This window comes from Streptomyces sp. LaBMicrA B280 (genome assembly GCF_049222185.1).
Taxonomy (GTDB): domain Bacteria; phylum Actinomycetota; class Actinomycetes; order Streptomycetales; family Streptomycetaceae; genus Streptomyces; species Streptomyces murinus.
Genome location: NZ_JBMJCT010000058.1, coordinates 222,211 through 241,187, shown reverse-complemented (window position 1 = coordinate 241,187; position 18,977 = coordinate 222,211). Strand labels below are relative to the sequence as shown.

At 74.2% G+C, this 18,977-nt stretch carries 17 protein-coding genes; 14 read left to right on the top strand and 3 right to left on the bottom strand.

Translation table 11 applies throughout. From position 1 onward, the window contains the following. Positions 1-9: 9 nt before the first annotated feature. The 3 genes from ACLF5H_RS32595 (at position 10) to ACLF5H_RS32585 (ending at position 4,312) form a co-directional block, all read left to right on the top strand. Positions 10-1,329, top strand: a complete 1,320-nt coding sequence (locus ACLF5H_RS32595; RefSeq protein WP_421679612.1) for a sensor histidine kinase — start codon at positions 10-12, stop codon at positions 1,327-1,329. Further along, positions 1,326-1,982 (top strand): response regulator, encoded by a 657-nt coding sequence (locus ACLF5H_RS32590; RefSeq protein ID WP_128793218.1) that lies wholly within the window; start codon positions 1,326-1,328, stop codon positions 1,980-1,982. The genes ACLF5H_RS32595 and ACLF5H_RS32590 overlap by 4 nt, the downstream gene beginning before the upstream one ends. A gap of 260 nt (positions 1,983-2,242) precedes the next feature. Further along, a complete protein-coding gene (locus ACLF5H_RS32585) occupies positions 2,243-4,312 on the top strand; it encodes an acetoacetate decarboxylase family protein (RefSeq protein WP_421679611.1) in 2,070 nt (689 codons plus the stop codon). Between the two features lie 518 nt (positions 4,313-4,830). On the opposite strand, the gene ACLF5H_RS32580 is transcribed toward ACLF5H_RS32585, so the two are convergent. After that, positions 4,831-5,304: an ATP-binding protein gene (locus tag ACLF5H_RS32580; RefSeq protein WP_421679610.1), complete on the bottom strand. Its 474-nt coding sequence runs from the start codon at positions 5,302-5,304 to the stop codon at positions 4,831-4,833. Positions 5,305-5,708: 404 nt separating this feature from the next. Here ACLF5H_RS32580 and ACLF5H_RS32575 point away from each other — a divergent pair, with 404 nt between their 5' ends. The 4 genes from ACLF5H_RS32575 (at position 5,709) to ACLF5H_RS32560 (ending at position 8,457) form a co-directional block, all read left to right on the top strand. Next, positions 5,709-6,584 (top strand): helix-turn-helix domain-containing protein, encoded by an 876-nt coding sequence (locus ACLF5H_RS32575; RefSeq protein ID WP_421679609.1) that lies wholly within the window; start codon positions 5,709-5,711, stop codon positions 6,582-6,584. A gap of 181 nt (positions 6,585-6,765) precedes the next feature. Beyond that, the gene (locus ACLF5H_RS32570) at positions 6,766-7,251 is read left to right on the top strand and encodes a TerB family tellurite resistance protein (RefSeq protein WP_421679608.1); all 486 of its coding nucleotides are present in this window, start codon (positions 6,766-6,768) and stop codon (positions 7,249-7,251) included. A 65-nt stretch (positions 7,252-7,316) separates the two neighbouring features. After that, on the top strand, positions 7,317-7,775 hold the full coding sequence (locus ACLF5H_RS32565) for an SRPBCC domain-containing protein (protein ID WP_421679607.1): 459 nt from the start codon (positions 7,317-7,319) through the stop codon (positions 7,773-7,775). A gap of 181 nt (positions 7,776-7,956) precedes the next feature. Next, on the top strand, positions 7,957-8,457 hold the full coding sequence (locus ACLF5H_RS32560) for a hypothetical protein (RefSeq protein ID WP_421679606.1): 501 nt from the start codon (positions 7,957-7,959) through the stop codon (positions 8,455-8,457). 58 nt (positions 8,458-8,515) lie between these two features. On the opposite strand, the gene ACLF5H_RS32555 is transcribed toward ACLF5H_RS32560, so the two are convergent. Next, positions 8,516-9,706, bottom strand: a complete 1,191-nt coding sequence (locus ACLF5H_RS32555) for a PP2C family protein-serine/threonine phosphatase (RefSeq protein WP_421679605.1) — start codon at positions 9,704-9,706, stop codon at positions 8,516-8,518. 181 nt (positions 9,707-9,887) lie between these two features. Between ACLF5H_RS32555 and ACLF5H_RS32550 the strand changes: the two genes are divergently transcribed. The 7 genes from ACLF5H_RS32550 to ACLF5H_RS32520 all read left to right on the top strand — a co-directional run bounded on the left by ACLF5H_RS32550 (position 9,888) and on the right by ACLF5H_RS32520 (position 18,292). Then, positions 9,888-10,727 (top strand): hypothetical protein, encoded by an 840-nt coding sequence (locus ACLF5H_RS32550; RefSeq protein ID WP_421679604.1) that lies wholly within the window; start codon positions 9,888-9,890, stop codon positions 10,725-10,727. Then, complete coding sequence (locus ACLF5H_RS32545) at positions 10,724-10,993, top strand: BON domain-containing protein (protein WP_421679603.1); 270 nt, start codon at positions 10,724-10,726, stop codon at positions 10,991-10,993. Before ACLF5H_RS32550 ends, ACLF5H_RS32545 begins: the two co-directional genes overlap by 4 nt. Beyond that, a complete protein-coding gene (locus ACLF5H_RS32540) occupies positions 10,990-11,721 on the top strand; it encodes a metallophosphoesterase family protein (protein WP_421679602.1) in 732 nt (243 codons plus the stop codon). The genes ACLF5H_RS32545 and ACLF5H_RS32540 overlap by 4 nt, the downstream gene beginning before the upstream one ends. 47 nt (positions 11,722-11,768) lie before the next feature. Further along, entirely contained in the window at positions 11,769-12,098 is a 330-nt protein-coding gene (locus tag ACLF5H_RS32535; protein WP_421679601.1) for a DUF6343 family protein, read from the top strand. Between the two features lie 310 nt (positions 12,099-12,408). After that, complete coding sequence (locus ACLF5H_RS32530) at positions 12,409-13,515, top strand: MFS transporter (RefSeq protein ID WP_421679680.1); 1,107 nt, start codon at positions 12,409-12,411, stop codon at positions 13,513-13,515. Between the two features lie 307 nt (positions 13,516-13,822). Continuing rightward, positions 13,823-14,716 (top strand): hypothetical protein, encoded by an 894-nt coding sequence (locus tag ACLF5H_RS32525; protein WP_421679600.1) that lies wholly within the window; start codon positions 13,823-13,825, stop codon positions 14,714-14,716. Between the two features lie 201 nt (positions 14,717-14,917). Continuing rightward, entirely contained in the window at positions 14,918-18,292 is a 3,375-nt protein-coding gene (locus tag ACLF5H_RS32520) for a pyruvate carboxylase (protein WP_421679599.1), read from the top strand. Positions 18,293-18,349: 57 nt separating this feature from the next. On the opposite strand, the gene ACLF5H_RS32515 is transcribed toward ACLF5H_RS32520, so the two are convergent. Next, positions 18,350-18,841, bottom strand: coding sequence for a hypothetical protein (locus tag ACLF5H_RS32515; RefSeq protein WP_421679598.1), 492 nt, complete (start codon positions 18,839-18,841; stop codon positions 18,350-18,352). Positions 18,842-18,977: the final 136 nt, after the last annotated feature.

The following is an 18,977-nucleotide window of genomic DNA, read 5'->3' as shown; positions in this document are numbered from 1 at the left end:
AACCCCGCCATGACCACACTGTCCCCCGCCCCCGCCCCCGCGGCGGTCACGGAGGAACTCGGCGCCATGGGGCCGCTGGTCGCCCGGCTCGGCCGGGCCGGCCGGTGGCTGCGGGGCGCCGACCTGGCCCGGCCCTGGGTGCTGGACACCGCCCTGGTGGCCGTCGTCCTCCTGCTGTTCTGCCTGCCCGATCTGCGGCACGGCGGCGTCGTCGACGCCGACGGACCGCGCCGCTTCCGGCTCGCGTTCACCCGGCTGCCGCTCGCGGCCATGCTCGCCGCGCAGGCGGGCCTGGTACTGCCGCTGCTGTGGCGCAGACGCCGTCCCGCGACGGCCTTCGCCGCCGTCGCCGCCGTGTTCGTCCTCCAGTGGGCCCTCGGCGCCGCCCTGCACGCGGACGTCGCCCTCTTCATCGCCCTGTACAGCCTCGCCCGGCATGGCAGGCCCCGCCAACTGCCGTGGGCCTGCGCGGTGATGGCGGCCGCGCTGGCGCTGGTCGCGGTACGGGTGTCGGTCGTCGTGTCCGTCACGGACGCGCTGTTCTTCCTGGCGAGCACGGCGACCGCGGCGCTCGCGCTGGGCCTGGTGATCCGGATCCGCCGCGCCCAGCTGGCCGCGCTGCGGGACCGGGCGGCCCGTCTGGAGACGGAGCGCGACCAGCGCAGCAGACTGGCCGCCGCCTCCGAACGGGCCCGGGTGGCACGGGAGATGCACGACATCGTCGGCCACCATCTGTCCGTCGTGATCACCCTGGCCGACGCGGGCGCGCGCGCCACCGCCGGTGCCACCGCCGCCGAGTGGGGACGCGGCGCCGAGGCACTCCGGCTCATCGGTGACACCGGCCGCCAGGCACTCGGTGAACTCCGGCGCGTCCTCGGCGTGTTGCGCGACACCGACGCGCCGCCCACCGGACCCGAACTCAGCCCGCAGCCCGGACTCGCCGACCTCGACGCCCTCTGCCGCGGTGTGCGCGCCGCCGGGCTCGACGTCGTGTACCGGACCGCGGGGAAAGCGGAAGCCCTGGACGAGGGCGTGCAGTTGACCGTCTACCGGATCGTGCAGGAAGCCATGACCAACACCCTGAAGCACGCGGGCGCCGGTACCCGGGTGGACCTCGCGATCGACGTCGGCGAGGACCGGCTCGCCATCCAGGTCCGCGACACCGGAAGGACCATACGGGTAAGTCAACGGCACGACGGCCAGGGCCTGTCGGGCATGCGCGAGCGCGTCGCGCTGTACGGCGGCAGGCTCAGCGCGGGCCCCGCCCCGGGCGGCGGCTGGGCCGTGGCGGCCACCCTCGAACTCGGCCCGCGGGAGGGCGCGGCGTGACCACCGTACTCATCGTGGACGACCAGCCGCTGCAACGGTACGGCTTCCGGATGCTGCTGGACTCCGTGCCCGGAACCGAGGTGGTCGGCGAGGCGGCCCACGGCGCGGAGGCCGTCCGCCGGGCCGCCCAACTGCGCCCGGACGTCGTCCTGATGGACATCCGGATGCCCGGCATGGACGGCATCGAGGCCACCCGGCGCATCGTCGCCACCGGGGCCCGCTCGCGCGTCCTCGTGCTGACCACCTTCGACCTGGACGAGTACGTGCACGCGGCCCTGCGCGCCGGGGCCAGCGGCTTCCTGCTCAAGGACGCCCGCCCGGACGAGCTGCTGGCCGGCATCCGCGCCGTCGCGGGCGGCGACGCGGTGATCGCCCCCGCCCTCACCCGCCGCCTCCTGGACGAGTTCGCCCGCTACGGCTCCGCCCCCACCGACGACCCCCGCGTCGACCGCCTCACCGAGCGGGAACGCGAGATCCTGGTCGCCATCGGCAAAGGCTGGACCAACGGCGAGATCGCCACCCGCCTCGTCCTCTCCGAGTCCACGGTCAAGACGCATGTCGGCCGCGTCCTGGCCAAGACGGGCGCCCGCGACCGCGTCCAAGCGGTGATCTTCGCCTACGACCTCGGCCTGGCGAGACCGAGCGTGCGGTGAGCGCGGGCCCCCACCCCGGGCATCCCTAGGCCACCCGAGTGACCCCCGCCCCTCGGGAATATGCGACCGGCACCAGCGGCCGCCGACCCGCCGCATCCTCACCTCACGGCCCGTCTCCGGTGCTCGGCCGCGCCCCGCCGCCCCCGTTCCGGCCCCGGACAAAGGTGCGGGGCCGGTGGGGCTGGCACACGATGGACGCGGGTCGCGTCGCGCCGACGCGGCCGCAGCCGTCGTACGTCGTCGAACCGAGGGAGCGCCGGATGCGAGCGGACGGCACCGCACCCGGGCGGCCCGTGCCGGGCGGTCCGGACCCAGGGAACGTGCTGCGCGACTGCGCGCGGGACATGCTGGAGATCGCCGAGGGCATCCGCGCGGTGTCCGAACGCACCGCCACCACCCTGTCCGCGCCGGACCTGGCCGCCGCCACCCGCCGCCACCCCCGCACCGGCCTCGCCGGATGCTGGGCCCTGCTGCGGGCCCGCACCGCGAGACCGGGCCTCGGCGGCAGCACCCGCGCCCTCCGGCTCGCGGACCGGGCACGCGGCGGAGCGGACCTGGCCGCGCTGGTGGCCCTCACCTCGCTGCGGCTGCGCATCGCCGCCGTGCTCGCCGACCACCCCGAACTGTCCCGCGCCCCGGGCATGCGGCTGCTGACCCGGGCCGTCACCGCCGACCGCGACGAGGACGCCGTACGGGCCCTGCGCGCCCTGCTGCGGGACCGCACGGCCCAGCGCGCGCTGTCCGGACTCGCGCCGCTGATATCCGAACTCCTCGCCGTGTGCGCCCTGCTGGACGGACGGCCCGAGGGCGGCGGCACCCCCGAGGGCGGCGCCGAGGCCGTCGACCTCACCGATCAGCGCCGCCGGATCATCGCCACCGAGGGCTCCCTCCTCGGCTTCCTGCGCAACATCGAGGCGCTGTCCACTGACGGACGGATCCTCGTCCAGAACGTGCGCGGCCCCGACGGCGTCGTCCGCTACGTCGTCCAGGCCCCCGGCACGGCCCCCGGCCGCCCCCGCGCCGACGCCCCGCAGGACCTCCTGGGCGCCTGGCGCGACCTGCGCGCGACGGACTCCCCGTACACCCGCTCCCTGGTGCGCGCCCTGGCCGCGCACGGCATTCCGCGGGGTGCCGAACTCGCCCTGATCGGCCACAGCGAGGGCGGCAACGCGGTCCTCAATCTCGCCCAGGACGAGGACTTCTGCCGCGCCTACCGCGTCACCCACGCCATCGCCGTGGGCTCCCCGTCCGGCGACCGCAAACCCGCCGACCCCCGCACCTGGATCGCCACCGTCACCAACCAGTACGACCTGGTGGCCGCCCCCGACGGCCACCGCACCGAACCCGCGCCCCCCGCGGACCCGGCCGACACCACCCGCTATCACGTCGAATACGCCGGTCCCACCCGCGAGTTCCCCCTCTGCCACCGCCTGCGCGAGTACATCGAGCACCTGCGGACCCTGCTCCCCGTGGCCCGCGCGGACCTGGACGAGGCACTGGCCCCCTACCGCGGCCCCGTCGTACGCACCCAGGCGTACCGGCTGAAAGACCACGCCCACCCGCCCGCCGGCCACCCCTTCCTCACCCTCGCCACCGCCCCCGTACGCACCACGGTGGGCCCGGTCGACGTGCCGGTGCGGTACTACGACTCCGCCGCCGCGCACCTCTGCTTCCCCGTCGACCCGGCCGCCGCCCGGAGCCTGCTGCCGGACGCGGACTGGCTGACCCCGAGCCTGCTCGGCCCCCGGGCCCTCGCCGTGCTCTCCCTGCACGAGCACCGGTGCACCACCATCGGCCCGTACACCGAGATCGCCCTGTCCGTCCTGGTGGACGACCTGTGGCGGCCGCGTCCGTACGACGCCGTCACCGATCTGCTGCGCCGCGTCGACCTGCGCCGCACCGGCCGCTACGTCCTCTCGCTCGCCGTCAGCACCGAGGCGGCCCGCGTGGTCGCCCGGGAGATCTGGGGTCAGCCGGTGCTCAGGATGCGCGCCGAGGCCGACCTGACGGGCCGGGAGATCCGGGCCCGCTCCGAGGACCTCGGGCTCGTGGTCGAGGGCCGCCTCGGGCCGGGCGTCCGCTGCCCCGACGCCGACCGGGCCCTGTACGGCCGCCGGGGCACCGGCACGGTACGCACCCTGGTCCGCGCCCACGGCAGGCTCCGCTTGCATCCGGGCGCGGGTGTCCGGGTGCGGCTCGACACCGCGGCCGCCGAACCCCTCGCCGGACAGCTGCGCCGGCTCGGCATCGACGCGGCCCGGCCCCTGTTCGTGCTGGCCTGCCCGCAGTTCATGGCGCATCGCGGCGGCGGCGCCGAGCTGGCGCGCTGAAGTCCCGTACGCACGCAGCCTAGTTGGGAGTACCCATGGTGACCGAGTCCGCCCGGTCGAGCGCGGCGCAGGCCGATGAACTCCTCGCCCACATCGGCCGGTTGCGGGCCGACGCCGATCTGATGGACGGCTACGCCCGGCGCCTGCGCGCCACCGTCAGCACCCTCGGCGGCTGTCCGACGGCCCCCGAGTGGGGCCGCCCGGCCCTGGAGCGGCAGGCGGGCTCGCCCACGCGCGCGCCGACCGGCCGACGCGGGGCGCGATGTCGGGGGCGTAGCCGTAGCGGGCCCTGGCAAGAGGGGCGGGCGCGGGTCAGTCGGGCTGTTCCTCGGAGCCGGGCTTCGGGCGGGCCCGGGTCCAGGAGGGGTCGAGGACCGGGAGGGGCCGGGGGAGAGGCCGGGGTAGGGGGAGGGGAGCGGTGTGGTGCATGGGGATCCTTCGGACTGGTGGGGGTTGGCCCAGAGCGGCGGTTCGACGAGCGGCGGCGCTACCGGAAGAGCCGGGTGGGGCAAGGTGCTTCAGACGGACCGCAGTTCCGCCCGGACGACCCGCGTGGCCCGGTCGGAGGGGAGGGTGACGCCCCAGCCGAGGCTCAGCGCCTCCACCAGGAGCAGCCCGCGCCCGTGCTGGTCCTCGGGCCCGGGACGGCGGGACGCCGGGAGCGCGGGGCCCGCCTCCCCGGTGATCTCGTCCGCCACCTCGACCCGTATCCGCTCGGCCGTGCGGTGCAGGCGGCAGCCGATCCGCGTACCGCCCGCGTGCACCAGGGCGTTGGTGACCAGCTCGGAGACCACCAGGACCACATCGTCCCGTGCCCCCTCCGGCACGTCCCACACCGTCAGCAGTTCCCGTACGACCCGGCGGGCGGCGCCGACGGACAACGGGTGGGCCGGCAGTTCGAAGGAGGCGTCCGACGTCGGGATTCGTGCCTCGGCCGGCGGCCCGCCGGCCTTCTCGAACAGCGCGCCTCGCCTCGGGCCCGGACCGTCCACGCGAGACGACCGGTCCGTTCTCGCGTCCGGGGGCGGGCGGTGGAGCGGTCGGGGGAGGAAGGGCGGAGCCATCGCCGTGCGCCTTTCGTCCGGCCTCGCGTGGGGAGCGTCCGGCCGTGCGTGGTGAGGGGTGGGGGGTGGTCGGCCGACCGCGCGCAGCAGACGGCACACCGCCCCGCACGAGGCCGTGCCGCGGCCCGGTCCCCCGACCGGCCACGCCGCCTGCTCCTCGGTCGGCCGGAGCAGTCGCCCCACTTTCCCACCTGCCAACAACGGCCCGCAACCTGCGAGTTGAAAATGGCAGTCAGTCGTGTGCATGCTGCCCGCGCGGGGCACACCGGGCGTGGCGTGCCCGCCGCGACGGTGTACGAGGGCGACCCTGCTGCCTGCTTTCGGGGGTGCGGATGACCACGGAGACCGACTGGGGCGGCGCCCCTTGTGTGCTGCGCATGATCCTCGGGCGACGGCTGGAGCGGCTACGGATCCGGGCCGGGCTCGGCTACGCGGAGGCGGGCGCCGCCATCGGGGTCAGCCACTCCACGATCCGCCGCATGGAGGCCGCCAAGGTGGCCCGGCTGCGCCTGCCGGACGCCGAGAAACTGCTCCAGGTCTACGGCATGACCGACCCGCACGAGATCGACACCTTCCTGCGCTCCGTGCGCGAGGCCAACAAGCGGGGCTGGTGGCACGGTTACCGCGATGTCATGCCCGAGTGGTGCGCCGCCCACCTCGGTCTGGAGCAGGCCGCCGACCGTATCCGCGGCTACGGGAACAGTTGCGTGCCCGGCCTGTTGCAGACCGAGGACTACGCCCGCGCCCTGCTCCGCGCCACCCACCCGGGCGCGTCCGCGGAGGCCACCGAACGCCGGGTCGCCCTGCGGATGCGGCGGCAGCGGCTGCTGGCCGGGGCCGAACCCCCGCAGGTGTGGCTGGTGTTGGACGAGAGCGTGCTGCGCCGGACCGTCGGTGGGCCCGGGGCGATGCGGGCGCAGATCGACCACCTGGTCGAGATCGGCCGGCTGCCCCATGTGACCGTGCAGCTCATGCCGTTCGCGCACGGCCCGCACCCCGCGATGCCCGTGGCCGCCTACCACCTCTTCCGGTTCCGGGCCCGCGAACTGCCCGACATCGTCTACGTGGACGGCCTGCTCGGGGCCGCCCACCTCGACAAGCCCGAGCACGTCGAGCCGTACCGCGAGGCCCTGGACCGCCTCGCCGCGCAGGCGCCGCCCGCGACGCGGACCGAGTCCCTGCTCGGCGCGATCCGCAGGGAGTTGTAGGGGGTGCGGTCGGGGTGCGGTAGGGACCGTGCCGGGGGTGGGGGACGGGTGTGCCCCTGATCGCCGGTTGGAGTGAACCGCCCGGTCCGGCCCGTCAACACGCCGGACCGGGCGCGGAAGATCGGGTTCCGGGAGCCGGGCGTCGTCCGGGACGGGCCGGCCGGAATCGGAAGGATGCGACGTGACCACGACGCCGATGGTGCCGATGAGTGACCTGTGCCAGGACCTGTACGGCTTGTCGGCCGCCCCGCGGGAAGCCTTCCTCAACTACGGCAAGGCCCTGCTGGTGATCGCGGGCGCCGACGGCGAGGTCGGCGAGGCGGAGCTCGCCTGGCTGGTCGACCACCAGCGGCGGATGGGCGCGCCGGAGGAAGTCATCGAACTGTACCGGGAGTTCGACCACCGCGAGGCCGAGCTCACGGATCTGCTGCCGGCCATCCGTACCGACGTGGACACCTGGCGAGCCGCTCCGCACCTCGTGTACCACGCGATCCAGATGTGCGGCGCGGACGGCGTCTACGCGGAGGCCGAACGCGCCCAGGTCCTGCGGGCGGCCCGTCTGATGGGCGTCCCCGACGACATCGTGCTGTCCCTGCACGCCCTGGTCGACATGGAGCGAGCGGTGGGCGATCTGCGTGCCGCCCTGTTCCACGTCAACAGCATCTGACGCCGCGCCGCCCCCGTCCCCGGGGATCGCCCCCCGGGGACCTCGGCCCGGGTACCGTGCCCCCCGTGTACGCCACCCGAGTCACCCGTCATGTGCGCACGGACCCCTCGGCCGTCTACCGGGCCCTGACCGACCCCGGCGCGGTCGCGCGGTGGCGGGTCCCCGACGGGATGACCGCCCGGGTGCACACCTTCGAGCCGCGGGAGGGCGGCGCCTTCCGGGTCTCCCTCACCTACGCCGAGGGCGGCGGCACCGGCAGGTCGGGCGGGCGCACCGACACCTACCGCGGCCACTTCGCCCGGCTCGTCCCGGACTCTCTGGTCGTGGAGGTGCTGGCGTTCGAGACGGACGACGACGCCCTCGGTGCCCCCATGACCATGACGACGACGCTCACCCCGGCCGACGGCGGCACGGACGTGGAGATCCTGCACGAGGGCGTGCCCGACGCCGTTCCGCGCGCGGACAACGAGCGGGGCACCCGCATGGCCCTCGACCGGCTCGCCCGGCTGCTGGAGGAACGGTAGAACCGGATACATGACCGGATCGGCATGCTCCGAGACCGGAAACCGACGCAACCTTTTCCGCCTTGCCGCATGCCCGGAATCATCCGGAAACCACCGGAACCACCCTTGCCGAAACGTGGTCTTACCAGCCGTCAGCGGCCGGGATCAGCCCGTCCGTCACGAACCGGGGGAACGAGACACCATGTCCGTCCGCAGCCGTACGACCCTGTTCACCGCCCTCGCCCTCGCCGCCGGCCTCAGCCTGGCCGCGGTGACACCCGCGCTCGCCCGACCCGCCACCGCCCGACCCGCCGCCGCGCGCACCACCGCCGTCGCCCAGGGCGACGCGCGCAACGCCACCCAGCACGTCGCCGACTTCTACGGCGCCTACATCGACGCCGTCTGGGCCACCGACGACAAGGCCGCGGGCGCCGAGGCCAAGGCCCTGCGCGCCTTCTACCTGTCCCCGGCCGCCCAGAAGCGGGTCGCCGCCTACGAGACCAAGGAGCATGCCGACGGCATCCTCTTCGCCCAGAACGTGCCGGTGCGCTGGCAGGTGGCGTACACCGGTTCGGGCGCCGGGCATGCCACCAGCCAGGTGACGCTGACCTGGAGCGACGGCCCGCACGCCCAGGTCACCCGGATCGATGTCCAGTCCGACCTGCGCACCCTGAAGATCACCGACCTCAAGCCGGCCGACTGAGCCCGACGGCACGTTCGTACGGCCGCCCCGCCCCGACCTTGCTCCGGCCCGGGCGGGGCTACGACCGCTCGGCGCCCGCCGTGTCCTGCCGTACCGCCGTCCGCCCGTGTCCGCGCCCATGGCCGTGGTGGCGGTGCCGGTCGACCGGGGTGCGGTGCAACGCGATCAGCGCGGCGTCGTCGCCGAGCCGGCCCCCGGTATGGGCGAGCAGATCGCGGCGGATGTGGTGCAGCAGCGCCTCGGGGCTGTCGTCGGTCCAGCGCGCCACCCGCTCCGCCAGCGGATAGAACCGGCCCCGGGCGTCCCGCGCCTCCACCACGCCGTCGGTGTAGAGCAGCAGCGTGTCGCCGGGCTCGAAGGAGAAGACGTCCAGCGTGTGCTCCACGCTCGCGGGCAGCCCCTGCACACCGAGCGGCGGCGAGGGGTGCAGGCTCGGCATCGTCACCACGTGCCCGGGACTCAGCAGCAGCGGCGGCGGATGTCCGCAGCTGGTCATCCGGGTGATCTGGTCCCGGTCCGGGATCTCCACCAGCAGCGCGGTGGCGAACCGCTCGCCCGCCTCGTCCTCCGGCTCCAGATCGGCCGTGTACCGGGTGACGCTCTGCTCCAGCGTGTCGACCAGGTCCTCCAGCGTGTGATGCCGGTGGGCGCTCTCCCGGAACGCGCTGAGCAGCAGCGCGGCCTCCCCGATGGCGGGCAGGCCCTTGCCGCGGACGTCCCCGATCAGGACCCGTACGGCGTTGTCGCACACGGTCGCCGCGTAGAGGTCGCCGCCGATCTGGGCCTCGTCCTCCGCGGCCAGGTACAGGGAGGCGATCCGCAGCGGGCCGATCTGCTCGGGCAGCGGCCACATCAGGACGTGCTGCGCGGCCTCGGCGACCGTGCGGACCTGGGCCAGCTGGGCCTGGCGCCGCTCGCGCAGGGCGCTGTAGAGGACCACCAGCACCGAGAGCACCGCGAGCGTGATGATCTGCACGACGTGGTTCGAGGTGCCGATGCCGCCGTGCGCGACGCCGATGACGATCTGCGCGAGCGTGGCCAGCGCGCCGACGGCGGCGGTGGTCCGGGGTCCGGCGAAGGACGGGGTCAGCGCGGGCGCGATCACCAGGGCCGGCCCGAGGTGGATGCTGGTCGGCGACTGTATGTCCACCACTGTGATCACCACGATGAGCGTGATCGGCAGCAACAGCAACGCGTGCGACGAGTGCCAGAATCGCCGTTCCCCCGCCGACCCGACCGGAGATCTCATGCCTACCAGCGTGCTCCCGGCCGGGACGGGCGGCCACTTGCGCCTTGGTACGCCCCCGAGCCCCTACGGGCCGTCCCCCGATCGGCCGCCGTGTCGCCCCCGGCGCCCCGGGTACCCGTACGGCCCTCGGTGCCCGCCCGGGTCGCCGAGAGTACGGCGCGGCGCCGGGAAGGGATGGGCCATGTCGGACCACGGGGAGGAGACCGCGTCCGCGCGGTGGCCGGACGTACCGGAGGTCACCGGGTTGCGCCTCGCGGCGGACGGCACGCAGCCGAGGGCCGCGGAAGGGGTACGGCCGCACGCCCTGCCGGACCCCGGGCCGCGGCCGGGCGCCCCACCGGGACGGGAGACACGGCAGCAGGCCGCGCCGGACGCCGGGCCCCCGCCGCACCCCCCGCCCGGATGCGAGCCGCAGGCAGAGTCACAAGCCCCGCCCGGCGCCCCCGACCTCCCGCATGACCGCAGCCAGGCCATCCTGGAGGCCGCCAAGCGGATCGGGGCCCTGCTCAAACGGGCCGGGCACCCCTTCGCACTGGCCGGCAGCGTCGCCGTGTACGCGCACGGCGGCAGCCGCTACCTCCAGCACGACGCCGATTTCTGTGTGCTCCCGGACGACGCCGACGCCGTGGCCGCCACCCTGCACGCGGCCGGGCTCCCGCTGCGCGACCCGCCCGAGGACTGGCTGCTGAAGACCACCTGCCAGGGCCAGAACGTCGACATCATCTTCGCGCTGGCCCACGAGCCCGTCACCGGGGCCATGCTCGACCGGGCACACGTCCTGCCCGTCGACTCGGTGCTGATGCCGGTGCTCTGCCCGACCGACCTCATCCGCAGCCTGATCAGCGCGTTCTCCGAGCACTACTGCGATTTCGGGGCCGTGCTGCCGGTCGCCCGCGCCATGCGCGAGAAGGTCGACTGGGACGTCGTCCGCGACACCTGCGGCGAGCAGCCCATGCCCGCCGCCTTCCTCTTCCTCCTCGAACGCCTGAACGTGATCGCACCCCGTGAGGACCGGCCATGACCGATGTCCCGCCCCTGCCGGAGACCCGACTGGACTACCGCGTCGCCCACCTCGCCGAACGCCTGGCCGCCGGAGACCTCGGCGAACTCGGCGTACGCCTGGAACTGCGCGGCGACACCGTCCTGCTCACCGGCACCGTCCCGTCCGCCCGGTGCCGCGACGAGATCCTGGCCGCGGCCCGCGAGGAACTGGCGCCCCATCCCCTCCACAGCGACCTGCTCGTGGCCGACACCTCCTCGCCCGACCACGGAGAGGACCTCACATGATCCGCGTCGCGGCCGTCGGCGACATCCACCTGGGCCCCGACAGCCAGGGCACCCTCCGCCCCTCCTTCGAGACGCTCCCCGAGTGCGCCGACGTCCTGCTGCTCGCCGGTGACCTGACCCGGCACGGCACCCCCGAGGAGGCCGCCGTCGTCGCCCGGGAGATCGAGAACCTCGGGGTGCCCGTCGTCGCCGTGCTCGGCAACCACGACCACCACGACGAGCACCCCGAGGAGGTCACGGCGATCCTCCGGGACGCGGGCGCCCACGTCCTGGAGGGCCAGGCCGCCGTCGTCACCGCGGGAAAGGCGCGCGTCGGGGTCGCCGGCACCAAGGGCTTCGGCGGCGGCTTCGTCGGACGCTGCGCCGGTGAGTTCGGCGAGCCGCTGATGAAGGAGTTCGTGCGCTACAGCCGCCGCTGCGCCGACGGGCTCCACGCCGCCCTGAAGGACCTGGAGCAGTGGGGCCCCGACGTCCGGATCGCCCTCACCCACTTCTCGCCCGTGCCCGACACCCTCGCCGGGGAGCCGCCGGAGATCTACCCGTTCCTCGGCAGCTACCTCCTCGCCGAGGCCATCGACACCGCGGGCGCCGACCTCGCCGTCCACGGCCACGCCCACGCCGGCACCGAGCACGGCATGACCAGCGGCGGCGTCCGCGTCCGCAACGTCGCCCAGCCGGTGATCGGCCGGGCCTTCCACGTGTACCACCTGCCCGACCACCCGGGGTGAAGCGGGCGCCCGCACCCGGCGCCGCCCGCGGCCCCTAGGAGGCTGTCATGGCCGATGACCAGCACGGACGCACGCCCCCACCGGCACCCCGCGCCCGCCCTCGCACCCCCAGCGGCACCGAACCGGCCACCGCCCGCAGCGACCTGCGCCTGCGCCTGATCCTGTCCGCCCTCTTCCTCCCCGTCTTCACCGCCGCCACCGTGGGCTTCGCCCTCTGGTCCGCGCACCAGGGCCCCGGCGACAGCCCCGGCAGCGGCCCCCTGACCGTCCTCGCGGTGGTGTGCGGAGTCCTCGCCCTGTCCGCCGCGCTGGGCCTCGTCCGGGTGACGGGCCGCAGGCGACGCGAGAGCGACCCGACCGACGACGTCATCGGCTAGCCCCTGGGCGCGCTTTGCGCGGCTTTGGCCGGAAGCAGGGCGTGAATATGCCATACGCACGCTACTGAATCCCGGATTCCGGAGGCAGTCTGCTCACGTACCGCCTGCCCCGCCGTGTTCACGAGGTCCGGAAGCCTCCCCGCACTCGGCGGGGCAGGCGTTCGTAGGGGCCGTAAATACATTGCGGCGGGACCCGCGCGCTCGGTGAGCTGGAGCCATGGACACCGAGGCGGACGTCATCGGGCGAGCGGAAAAGTCCGGGACCCGGCGATCGGGCTCCTGGCGCGGCCCGGCCGTGCTCGGCGCCCTGATGCTGTCCGCCCTCACCTTCAACACCGCGGAGAACCTGCCGGTCGGCCTCCTGGACGCGATCTCCCGGAGCCTTCGGGTGTCACCGTCCACGGTCGGTCTCCTGGTCACCGGTTACGGCGTGACGGTCGCCCTCGCCTCCCTGCCGCTCGCCCACGGCGTCCGGGCGGTGCCCCGGCGCCATGTGCTCACCGGGCTGCTGGCCGCGCTCGTGCTGTCCAGCCTGCTCGCCGCGTCCGCCCGTTCCTACGGGCCGCTGCTCGCGGCCCGGCTGCTGACCGCGCTCGCGCAGGCGCTGTTCTGGGCGGTGATGGGCCCGGTCGCGGTGGGCCTGTTCGCGTCCGAGGTGCGCGGACGGGTGATCGGGGCGCTGTCCGTCGCCGGTTCGCTCGCCCTCGTGCTCGGCGTGCCCGCCGGCACCTGGCTGGGCGGGCACACGGACTGGCGGGTGCCCATGGGCGCGCTCGCCGCCCCGGGCCTCGTCGCGCTGGTGACGATCGCGGCCCTGCTCCCCACCTCGCCGCCCGAGGCCGAGCCCGCCGCCTACGGCACCGCCCCCGACACCCGCCGTTTCGCGACCGTGCTCACGGCCGGGGCCCTGTCCGCCACCGGGGCGTTCACGGGATACACGTACCTCGTCCGGTTCCTCGGGGCGGTGAGCGGGTTCTCGCCGGGCGCCGTCGACATCCTGCTCGTGGTGTTCGGCACCGCGTGCCTGACCGGGGTGGTCGTCACCGGCGCGCTCCTGGACCGCTTCCCGCGCGCCGCGCTGCCCACGGCCGCGGCCGTCCAGGCGGCCGGCATGCTGGGCCTCTGCGCGAGCGGCGCGCACCCGGTGCCGGCGGTGGCGTTCCTCGCCCTGATGGGCGGCGCGCTCGGACCGGTGTTCATGGCCGCCCAGAACGAGATGCTGGTCTGCGCGCCCGGCCGTACGGACCTCGCCCTGGCCGCCGACTCCGGTGCCTACAACGCCGGTATCGCGGCGGGCGCCGCCCTCGGCGCGCTGATCCTGCCGCTCGCGGACGTGCGCGGTGCCTTCCTCGTCGGCGGTCTGCTGAGCGCCGGGGCCTGCGCGGTGCTGCTCGCCGAGAGCATCCGAGTCGGATGACGTGACCGACGCGGGAGAGGTTGCCTTCCCTCCCCAGTTTTCCCTTCCGTCCGCCTGTGGGGCTTCCCACCCATTAAAGATCTTGACGACCGTCGCGCGGATCGCTGAACTGTCCCCCGGGCCGTGCGACCACACGACCCGGGGGAAATCCGCCGGCGTCCGGTCGGTGATGCCTGAAACGAGCGGGTACTGGGAAAAGCCTCGTACGGTCGATCACCGGACGCGGGCCGAAGGGGGCGATGTGCATGACAGGTGCGTCGAGAACGAGGAAGACGAAAAAGACGAAGGTGACGGGCTGTCCCGTCTCATGACCGCGGAAAGACATATCGACCGGCTCCGCCCGGCGGCGGCCCGCCTCGCCCGGTTCACCGGGCGCACCCTGCGCGGCGAGTGGCACGCCATCGTCGTCGAGCCGGTACGGCAACTCGCCCGGCGCGGACTGTCCGGGCTGCTGCTGGCCTTCGTCGCCGCGTTCGGCGTCATCTTCTTCCACGACATCGCCCAGCACCCCACCGGCGCGGTGTGGGTCACCCGGCTCGGCGGCGTCAAGGCCGACCTGCCGCTGTGGCTGTCCCTGCTGCGCACCCCGGTGTCGCTGTACGTCCCGGCGCTCGACCTGCCGGTCTGGGCCGGTATCACCCAGCTGTTCCTGGCCTTCGCGCTCGCCGAACTCACCCTCGGCCGCTCCCGCACCCTCGCGATCGCCTACGCCACCACGCTGGCCGGCACCCTGGTCGCTCGGCTGATGATCGCGGTCGGGCCCGGCTGGTCGGGCTTCGGCCTGCCGGCCGCGTGCGGGCAGGTCCTGGACACCGGGCCCTCGGCGGCGGTCGTCGGCCTGTTCACCTACCTCTCGGTCGTCAGGCGCGCGCCGGTGGTCTTCACCCTCACCGGCGGCTCCATGGTGTGGGAGTCGATCGCCGTCCCCAATCTCGCCGGCCGCGAGCATCTGATCGCGGTGGGCTCGGCCGTCGTCCTCGGCCTCCTGCACGGCCGCCGCGCCCGGCTGCGCGCCCTCGGCCGCTCCCTCCTCCCCACCCGCACCCCCACCCCCGGACCAGCCCCTACGGCCCCTACGGCCCCTAAGGCGTCCCCGGTCCTCCCCGTGACCGCCTCCGCCACCGCCTCCGCCACCGTCCCCGCCCCCACATCCCCCCACCCCGCCTCCGGCCGCACCCCGATGACCTCCCTCGAACGCTGACCGCGACACGTCCGCACCCCAGCCAGAAGTCCGTCCCGAACCGCCGCGCACACCTGTGGCGCCGCCCACACCACCGGTGTGATGGTTTTCGCATACGGCCCCGCACGGGCAGCCCCTAGGGTTGCGCGGGAAACGGCAGGGCAGGGCGTGTCTCAACCACCATGACGTTCGTCGCCGCCAGGCAGCTGAAGGGATTCCAGGATGTTCCGTAAGGTGCTGGTCGCCAACCGCGGAGAGATCGCGATCCGCGCGTTCCGGGCGGGCTACGAACTCGGCGCGCGCACCGTCGCCGTGTTCCCGCACGAGGACCGCAACTCGCTCCACCGGCTCAAGGCCGACGAGGCCTACGAGATCGGGGAGCCGGGGCACCCGGTGCGCGCCTACCTCTCCGTCGAGGAGATCGTGTCCGCCGCCCGCCGGGCCGGGGCGGACGCCGTCTACCCCGGTTACGGCTTCCTGTCCGAGAACCCGGAGCTGGCCCGCGCCTGCGAGGAGGCGGGCATCACCTTCGTCGGCCCCGGCACGGCCACGCTGGAGCTGACCGGCAACAAGGCCCGCGCGGTCGCCGCCGCCCGCGCCGCCGGGGTGCCGGTGCTCGGCTCCTCCCAGCCCTCCACCGACGTGGACGAACTGGTGCGGGCCGCCGAGGACATCGGCTTCCCCGTGTTCGTGAAGGCGGTCGCGGGCGGCGGCGGCCGCGGTATGCGCCGGGTCGAGGACCCCGCCCAGCTGCGCGAGTCCATCGAGGCCGCCTCCCGGGAGGCCGCGTCCGCGTTCGGCGACCCGACCGTGTTCCTGGAGAAGGCCGTCGTCGACCCGCGCCACATCGAGGTGCAGATCCTCGCCGACGGCGAGGGCAATGTCGTCCACCTCTTCGAGCGCGACTGCTCGCTCCAGCGCCGCCACCAGAAGGTGATCGAGCTGGCGCCCGCCCCGAACCTCGACCCCGCGCTCCGCGAGCGGATCTGCGCCGACGCCGTACGCTTCGCGCGCGAGATCGGCTACCGCAACGCGGGCACCGTGGAGTTCCTGCTCGACCGGGACGGCAACCACGTCTTCATCGAGATGAACCCGCGCATCCAGGTCGAGCACACCGTCACCGAGGAGGTCACGGACGTCGACCTGGTCCAGGCGCAGCTGCGGATCGCCGCCGGTGAGACCCTCGCCGACCTCGGCCTCGCCCAGGAGACCATCACCCTGCACGGGGCCGCGCTCCAGTGCCGTATCACCACCGAGGACCCCGCCAACGGCTTCCGCCCGGACACCGGCAGGATCAGCGCCTACCGCTCACCGGGCGGCTCCGGCATCCGGCTGGACGGCGGAACCACCCACGCCGGTACGGAGATCAGCGCCCACTTCGACTCGATGCTGGTGAAACTCACCTGCCGGGGCCGGGACTTCAGGGCCGCCATCGGCCGCGCCCGGCGTGCCGTCGCGGAGTTCCGCATCCGCGGTGTGTCCACCAACATCCCCTTCCTCCAGGCCGTGCTGGACGACCCGGACTTCCAGGCCGGGCGGATCACCACGTCGTTCATCGAGGAGCGCCCGCATCTGCTCACCGCCCGTTCCTCCGCGGACCGCGGCACCAAGCTGCTGACCTTCCTCGCCGATGTCACGGTGAACAAGCCGCACGGCGAACGGCCCGACCTGTTCGACCCGTTGACGAAGCTGCCGGTGCCGGCCGTCGCCGAGCCGCCCGCCGGATCGCGTCAACTCCTCGTGGAACTGGGCCCCGACGGCTTCGCCCGCCGGTTGCGCGAGTCGCCGACGATCGGTGTCACCGACACCACCTTCCGCGACGCCCACCAGTCGCTGCTCGCCACCCGGGTGCGCACCAAGGACCTGCTGGCCGTCGCCCCGGTCGTCGCCCGCACCCTGCCCGAGCTGCTGTCCCTGGAGTGCTGGGGCGGCGCCACCTACGACGTCGCCCTGCGCTTCCTCGCCGAGGACCCCTGGGAGCGGCTGGCCGCCCTGCGCGAGGCCGTGCCCAACATCTGCCTCCAGATGCTGCTGCGCGGCCGCAACACCGTCGGCTACACGCCGTACCCGACGGAGGTCACCGACGCCTTCGTGCAGGAGGCCGCCGCCACCGGCATCGACATCTTCCGCATCTTCGACGCCCTCAACGACGTCGGCCAGATGCGCCCCGCCATCGAGGCCGTGCGCGAGACCGGCACGGCCGTCGCCGAGGTCGCCCTGTGCTACACCGGCGACCTGAGCGACCCCGGTGAGCGGCTCTACACCCTCGACTACTACCTGCGGCTCGCCGAGCAGATCGTGGACGCGGGCGCCCATGTCCTCGCGATCAAGGACATGGCCGGACTGCTGCGCGCCCCGGCCGCCGCCACGCTGGTCTCGGCGCTGCGCCGCGAGTTCGACCTGCCCGTGCATCTGCACACCCACGACACCGCGGGCGGTCAGCTCGCCACCTATCTCGCCGCGATCCAGGCGGGCGCGGACGCGGTGGACGGCGCGGTCGCCTCCATGGCCGGGACGACCTCCCAGCCCTCGCTGTCCGCGATCGTGGCCGCCACCGACCACTCCGAGCGGCCCACCGGGCTCGACCTCCAGGCGGTCGGCGACCTGGAGCCGTACTGGGAGGGCGTGCGCCGGATCTACGCCCCCTTCGAGGCGGGCCTCGCCGCGCCGACCGGGCGGGTCTACCTCCATGAGATCCCCGGCGGCCAGCTGTCCAACCTGCGCACCCAGGCCGTCGCGCTCGGCCTCGGCGACCGCTTCGAGGACATCGAGGCGATGTACGCCGCCGCCGACCGGATCCTCGGCCGCCTGGTGAAGGTCACCCCGTCCTCCAAGGTGGTCGGCGATCTCGCCCTGCACCTGGTGGGCGCCGGGGTCTCCCCGGCGGACTTCGAACAGACCCCCGACCGGTTCGACATCCCGGACTCGGTGATCGGCTTCCTGCGCGGGGAGCTGGGCACCCCGCCCGGCGGCTGGCCGGAGCCGTTCCGCACCAAGGCGCTCCAGGGCCGCGCCGCCGCCAAGCCGGTGGCCGAGCTGTCCGCCGAGGACCGCGAGGGCCTGGCCAAGGACCGCAGGGCGACCCTGAACCGGCTGCTGTTCCCGGCGCCCACCAGGGAGTTCGAGGGCCACCGGCAGTCGTACGGCGACACCAGCGTCCTCGACAGCAAGGCGTTCTTCTACGGTCTGCGTCCGGGCAAGGAGTACGCCGTCGATCTGGAGCCCGGGGTGCGGCTGCTGATCGAGCTCCAGGCGATCGGCGAGGCCGACGAGCGCGGTATGCGCACGGTGATGTCCACGCTCAACGGCCAGTTGCGGCCCATCCAGGTCCGTGACCGGGCGGCCGCCTCGGACGTGCCGGTGACGGAGAAGGCCGACCGTTCGAACCCGAACCAGGTGGCCGCGCCGTTCGCCGGTGTGGTGACGCTCTCCGTGGCCGAGGGCGACGAGGTGGCGGCCGGTGTCACCGTCGCCACCATCGAGGCGATGAAGATGGAGGCCGCGATCACGGCTCCGAAGGCGGGCCGGGTGTCCCGGCTGGCCATCAACCGGATCCAGCAGGTGGAGGGCGGCGACCTGCTGATCGAGATCGGCTGAGGCCGAGCGCGCGCCCGAGCGGCCGGGTCCTCGCCGGACCCGGCCGCTCGGACGTGATCAGCCCTGTGGCGCCGTGGGGCCGTCCCAGAGCGGGTACGCCATCACGTGCTGGAAGCCCTGCGGCCGTGCGCCGCTGTAGGTCAGGGTCAGCTGGGTGAAGCGTTCGAAGGACGGGTGCTTCTTCCACTGGGTGTTGCCGCTGAGCCGGATGACCACCGGGTAGGGGTGGAAGGTGCCGGCCGCGCAGTACGGCTTGCAGTCGTTCACCCAGTTCGTGCCGGTGCCGGTGGCGCCGCCGGAACCCCAGGAGGTCCAGTGCAGCCCCTTGAGCCGGCTGTTGCCGTCACCGCAGGCCAGGATGAAGTCCGTGGGGCGCACATTGCGGTGGGAGAAGCAGTCCACCAGCACCCGGTCCCCGGCCCCGGACCGCGCCGTCGCGGTGGGCGACGCGGTCGTGGTCGGCGGACTGGCCGAAGCCGTCGTCGCCCCTGTCGTCAGCAGAGTCGCTGCCGCCAGGGTCACCGCCGTGCCCACCACTGATCCGCGCATGGCCGCTCCCACCGTTCGTGCCGTGTCCGAGCAGGTCACCTCGACGCTACGGCCACTTGGCGTATTCCACCAGTCGCGCAGGTCGCACCGTGTGTCATCCGGACGGACCGGTTCCGGGACACGCGTGCGGCCGGGG